This is a genomic window from uncultured Amaricoccus sp. (assembly GCF_937858865.1).
In the GTDB taxonomy this organism is placed as follows: Bacteria; Pseudomonadota; Alphaproteobacteria; order Rhodobacterales; family Rhodobacteraceae; genus Amaricoccus.
In genome coordinates this window covers 1-3,468 of sequence record NZ_CALLYO010000163.1, presented here as the reverse complement: position 1 = coordinate 3,468, position 3,468 = coordinate 1, and the positions used below count along the sequence as shown (strand labels likewise).

The 3,468-nt window shown below is 72.7% G+C and carries 3 protein-coding genes; 2 read left to right on the top strand and 1 reads right to left on the bottom strand.

Annotation, left to right across the window (positions count from 1 at the left end; translation table 11 throughout):
* Positions 1-90 precede the first annotated feature (90 nt).
* Entirely contained in the window at positions 91-972 is an 882-nt protein-coding gene (locus Q0112_RS04575; protein ID WP_297972057.1) for a LysR substrate-binding domain-containing protein, read from the bottom strand.
* A gap of 99 nt (positions 973-1,071) precedes the next feature.
* Here Q0112_RS04575 and Q0112_RS04570 point away from each other — a divergent pair, with 99 nt between their 5' ends.
* Positions 1,072-2,280, top strand: coding sequence for an acyl-CoA dehydrogenase (locus Q0112_RS04570; RefSeq protein WP_297972055.1), 1,209 nt, complete (start codon positions 1,072-1,074; stop codon positions 2,278-2,280).
* 15 nt (positions 2,281-2,295) lie between these two features.
* Positions 2,296-3,399, top strand: a complete 1,104-nt coding sequence (gene buk, locus Q0112_RS04565; RefSeq protein WP_297972052.1) for a butyrate kinase — start codon at positions 2,296-2,298, stop codon at positions 3,397-3,399.
* Positions 3,400-3,468: the final 69 nt, after the last annotated feature.

Genomic DNA, 3,468 nt, shown 5'->3' with positions numbered 1-3,468 from the left:
CCGAGGTGCGCCGGCCCGCAGGCAGGCGCAGGCCGTGCTCATCGCGAGCGGTGCCCGTGCAAGAGGGCAACGAAGCGATCGCGTATCATATCACTCGACCGCGCGCAGCCAGTCGGCGAAGAGCCGGAGCGGCGCGCTCATCGGGCGGGCCGCCGGGTAGATGAGCGCGTAGGGCGAGGGGCCGGCGAGCTCGAGGCCGTCGAGGCGGCGGAGCACGCCGGCGGCGAGGTCGCGGTGCACGAAGATGTCGGGGACGAGCCCGAGCCCGAGGCCGGCGCGGGCGGCCGCGATCACCATGTCGAAATGCTGGAAGCGGGGGCCGCGCAGCCGCTCGACCGGCCCGGCGTCGGCGGCGGCGAACCATTCCGCCCAGAGGCGGGGGCGCGTCGCCTGCTGGATGAGCGGGTAGCGGGCGAGCTGGTCGCGGGGCGGAATGGTGTCGGGGACGAGCGAGGGGGCGGCAACGACGATGAGCCGCTCCTCCAGGACCGGCAGGACCGTGGTGCCGGCGCGCGCCAGCACCGCCCGCTGCAGGGCGGCGTCGAACGGGCTGTCCTGGAAGTCGACCGGGTGCAGCGCGGCGGCGACGTCGATCGCGACCTCGGGGCAGCGGCGATGGAAATCGGCGAGCCGCGGGATGAGCCAGGCGGTGGCGAAGGTCGGCAGCACGGCGAGGCGCAGGACCTGATCGCCGCCGCCGAAGGCCATGACCATGCGGGCGGAGGCGTCGAGGCTGTCGAGGAGCGCCTCGGCGTCGCGCAGCATCGCCCGGCCGGCGTCGGAGAGGACGAGCCGCTGGCGGATGCGCTGGAAGAGCCGCACGCCGAGCCGGTCCTCGAGCGAGCGGACCGCCCGGCTGACCGCGCTCTGGGTGAGGTGGAGCGTCTCGGCCGCCCGCGAGGCCGAGCCGAGGCGCCCGCAGGCGACCAGTGCCCGCAGCTCCTGAATGCTCGGGGTGTAGTTGCTCCGCATGCCCCAGTTCATTCATGAAACGCATGAACTGACAAGATCGTTTCGCTTCTCCTGCCCGGGGGCGGGGTGTATGCAGGCGGGCAAAGAGGAGGAACGACGATGGCGCTGAAAGCGAAGGACGCCCCCGACCTCGGGCGGTTCGACTGGGAGGATCCGCTGCGGCTGGAGGACCAGCTGACCGAGGAGGAGCGGATGCTGCGCGACGCCGCCCGCGCCTATGCGCAGGACAGGCTGCAGCCGCGGGTGACGGCGGCCTTCCGCGACGAGGTGACCGATCCGGCGATCTTCCGCGAGATGGGCGAGATGGGCCTGCTCGGCGTCACGGTGCCGGAGGAGTACGGCGGGCTCGGCTCCTCCTACGTCAGCTACGGGCTGATCGCCCGCGAGGTCGAGCGGGTCGACTCGGGGTATCGCTCGATGATGAGCGTGCAGTCCTCGCTCGTCATGTATCCGATCTACGCCTACGGCAGCGAGGAGCAGCGGAGGAAGTACCTGCCCAAGCTCGCCTCGGGCGAGTGGATCGGCTGCTTCGGGCTGACCGAGCCCGATGCCGGCTCCGACCCGGCCGGGATGAAGACGGTCGCGCGCAGGACGGCCTCGGGCTATGTGCTGAACGGCTCGAAGATGTGGATCTCGAACGCGCCGATCGCCGACGTCTTCGTCGTCTGGGCGAAGTCGGAGGCGCATGGCGGCAAGATCCGCGGCTTCGTGCTCGACAAGGGGACGAAGGGGCTCACGGCGCCGAAGATCGGCGGCAAGCTCAGCTTGCGCGCCTCGATCACCGGCGAGATCGTGATGGCCGACGTCGAGGTGGGCGAGGAGGCGCTGCTGCCGGGCGTCGAGGGGCTGAAGGGGCCGTTCGGCTGCCTGAACCGCGCCCGCTACGGCATCAGCTGGGGCGCGCTCGGCGCCGCCGAGGCGTGCCTGCACGCGGCGCGGCAGTACGGGCTCGACCGCAGGCAGTTCGGCCGGCCGCTGGCGCAGACCCAGCTCCACCAGCTCAAGCTCGCCAACATGATGACCGAGATCGCGCTCGGGCTGCAGGCGAGCCTGCGCGTCGGGCGGCTGCTCGACGAGGCGAACGCGGCGCCGGAGATGATCTCGATCGTCAAGCGCAACAACTGCGGCAAGGCGCTCGATATCGCCCGCTGGGCGCGCGACATGCACGGCGGCAACGGCATCTCCGAGGAGTTCCAGGTGATGCGCCACATGATGAACCTCGAGACGGTCAATACCTACGAGGGCACGCACGACGTGCACGCGCTGATCCTCGGGCGGGCGATTACCGGGCTGCAGGCCTTCTTCTGACGCGAGCGTCCGCCGATGCGCCGCATCCTCACGATCAACCCCGGCACGACGACCACCCGCCTCGGCCTCTTCGAGGCGCGGGGCGGGGAGGTCCGGCCGCTCCTCGAGCGGACGATCGAGCACGAGGAGGCGGCGATGGCGGGCTTCGCGGCCATCGCCGACCAGCTCGACTTCCGCACCGAGGCGATCCTCAAGTTCCTCGGCGATGTGCCGGAGGGCGGCGCGCTCGCCGCCGTGGCCGGGCGCGGGGGGATGCTCTCGCCGGTGCCGGCCGGGGTGATCGCGGTCGACGCGGTGCTGGTCGACTTCGCGCTCCACACGCCGGTCCACCACCACGCCTCGAACCTCGGCGCGCCGCTCACCTGGCGGGTGGCCGCCGCGCACGGCTGCCCGGCCTTCGTGGTCGATCCGGTGTCGGTCGACGAGCTGCCGCCGGTCGCGCGCGTCTCGGGCTGCCCGGACCTGCCGCGCTTCTCCTTCGTCCACGCGCTCAACGTCCGCGCCTGCGGCCGGCGGCTCGCGGGCGAGCTCGGCAAGCCCTTCGCCGAGCTCGACGCCGTCGTCGCGCACATGGGCGCCGGGATCTCGATCGCGGCGCTGAAGCGGGGGCGGATCGTCGAGAGCTCGAACCGGATGGAGATATCGCCCTTCTCGCCCGAGCGGGCCGGGGGCCTGCCGCCGCTGCCGCTGATCGACCTCTGCTACTCGGGCCGCTTCACCAGGGAGGCGCTGAAGAGGCGCCTCTACGGCGAGGGGGGCGTGCGGGCCTACCTCGGCACCAAGGACATGCGGCGGGTCGAGGCGATGATCGACGCGGGCGACGCGAAGGCGAAGCTGGTCTGGGAGGCGATGGTCTACCAGATCGGCAAGGCGATCGGCGCCATGGCTGCGGTGCTCGACTTCCGCCCCGACGGGGTGATCCTGACCGGCGGCATGGCGCAGTCGGAGCGGATCGTCGCGGCGCTCCGCGCGCGCTGCGCCGGGCTCGCCCCGGTCCACGTCTATCCCGGCAGCCACGAGAGCGAAGCGCTCGCCGCCGGCGCCGCGCGCGTCCTCGCCGGGATCGAGCCGGCCCGCCCCTGGCCGGTCGTCCCCGAGGTGGAGCCGCTGCCATGGTGATCCGCAGCTTCGCCGCGCTCGCCGCCGCGATGCGCCGCCGCCCGCCGCTCCGGGTGGTGCTGGCCGGCG